Annotated in this window: 4 protein-coding genes; all 4 read left to right on the top strand. The window is 42.6% G+C overall.

Translation table 11 applies throughout. From position 1 onward, the window contains the following. Positions 1-97: 97 nt before the first annotated feature. The 4 genes from DWW23_RS26105 to DWW23_RS26090 are packed head-to-tail and all read left to right on the top strand — an operon-like array spanning position 98 to position 1,600. Complete coding sequence (locus tag DWW23_RS26105) at positions 98-541, top strand: HU family DNA-binding protein (protein WP_122357375.1); 444 nt, start codon at positions 98-100, stop codon at positions 539-541. 20 nt (positions 542-561) lie between these two features. Next, on the top strand, positions 562-1,023 hold the full coding sequence (locus tag DWW23_RS26100) for a glucosaminidase domain-containing protein (RefSeq protein ID WP_122357374.1): 462 nt from the start codon (positions 562-564) through the stop codon (positions 1,021-1,023). After that, positions 1,020-1,334, top strand: a complete 315-nt coding sequence (locus DWW23_RS26095; protein ID WP_122357373.1) for a hypothetical protein — start codon at positions 1,020-1,022, stop codon at positions 1,332-1,334. The genes DWW23_RS26100 and DWW23_RS26095 overlap by 4 nt, the downstream gene beginning before the upstream one ends. After that, on the top strand, positions 1,331-1,600 hold the full coding sequence (locus DWW23_RS26090; RefSeq protein ID WP_122357372.1) for a hypothetical protein: 270 nt from the start codon (positions 1,331-1,333) through the stop codon (positions 1,598-1,600). The genes DWW23_RS26095 and DWW23_RS26090 overlap by 4 nt, the downstream gene beginning before the upstream one ends. Positions 1,601-1,855: the final 255 nt, after the last annotated feature.

Below are 1,855 nucleotides of genomic sequence, written 5' to 3'. Positions count from 1 at the left end.
CATTTCATGTCACAACCGTTTTTCTGGGTTCATATCTTTGTCATGTTATCGATAACCAACCAGTAATTTTCAATTATCAACTTTCAATTAATAAATTATGGCTTTAAGTTTCCACTTAGTAAAACGCCCCGACATGCGCAAAGACGCTGCCGCCGGTTCTAAATTATTTTATGCACAGGTCCGTTCATTGAAGAAACTCGATTTCAATAAGCTCTGTGATCTGATTGCCGTTCGAAGCACCGCTTTTATTGGTGATGTGATGCTCGTCATCGAAGGTCTTCTTTCCGTCATGGAAGAACGCCTGGAAGAAGGCGATGTAATCCAGATGGGCCGCCTGGGTAACTTCCGTATGGTTGCAGGCAGCAAAGGAACTGAAAACGAAAAAGACTTCAATGTCTCCCTCTTCAATAAGGCTCGTATCGTCTTCTCACCGGGCACCATGCTCAACGAGATCCGCAAAAATGCCAAATATGAAAAGATGGATACCGAAACCGTCACTCCGCCTACAGGAGGTGGTTCGGACCGTCCGGAAATCGAATAGTAACGTAACAATCATCCGTCATGTTAAAACAGGAATTTATCAAACTATATCACTCTCCCGCCCAAAAGGCGGGGGGATGTTTCGGAATCAATCCGGTCGTTATCCTTGCCCAATCCGCCATCGAAACAGGGTGGGGGGAAAGCACCCTGGCAAAGGAGTATAATAATTTCTTCGGTATCACTGCCTATGGCCGTTCCAATGCTTTCTGGAAGGGAGTAAAAACGAATTTATCCGGAGATGATTCCTCCAAAGTCTCCCTCTGGTATCGTTCTTACGATTCACCTGCAGATAGTTTCATGGACTTTGCCCGTTTGATCCATACCGCTTATCCGGTAGCAGCTTCGCTCAGTGATCATCCTGCCGCTTATGCCAAAGAGATCGCTTACAGTAAGTATATCAGTGAAGTAAACGGCGATAACCGTGCGGCTTACCTGCGGATGTTAGTGTCAATTTGCAAAAGTATTAATAATCAGTTATCATGAATATTCTTGAAACCATACTCAATTTTCTCACCACCCTTGCCCGGATCATCTTTCCCCGCAAGCAAAAACCGGCTGCCGGTGACTGTCCCTGTCCTGATCCCTTTCCTGGTCCTCTTCCTGATGGCGATCATCGTCCTCTCGCTTCTCCTGAAGGAAACGGAGGTAACCCTGACTGCGATCGGAGCGATACTCTCGCTTTGCACCAGAGCGACCGGGGAATAAAATCAGATATCGAACCCATAGATATTGCCGGTTATTGCCTGATGGCGGTCGGAGGTATCGGTTGCCTGTATAAACTGTTCGCTGTATGAGCTGGCATGATAATTATTACCAGATGATACGGCGGAACAAGGCAACAGGGTTTGCTATCTATCATTGTTTGTTGCAGGCTTACAATTTGCATTGTCGGAAAATGGATCTATCGGGTATCACCGACCGTGATATTACCGCTATCAGTGAAAAACTACTGGTCAGCGAACGATGGATCCGTCATGTGATCTGCAAATATCATCTATTCTATATCATCCTCGATCAGTATTATCCGGGGCTGGGATGGGAGAAGAAGAAGGATATTTGAAGATGGAAAGTCTGTTGTCTTTTGGGATTTAAGGATGACAGACTTTTAGATATTTAATTGTATTTATATTTTACTGGTATACAATTTCGTTTAATATGTTTTTTGTAATAAGATGCTATTTTTTTAATTCATTCAAAATTTTTTCGTTAACAAATTTCCGCTCTTTGTCGTAAAACCATCCCCATTTATTGAAGTAACAAATCATTGATTTTATATGGATAATTAATAATTTTTTATTTTTATATGATTCTTTTT

This window comes from Parabacteroides sp. AF14-59, assembly GCF_003479515.1.
Classification (GTDB): domain Bacteria; phylum Bacteroidota; class Bacteroidia; order Bacteroidales; family Tannerellaceae; genus Parabacteroides; species Parabacteroides faecis.
Note: the sequence above shows the minus strand (reverse complement) of the source record. Positions and strands in the feature narration are given on the sequence as shown.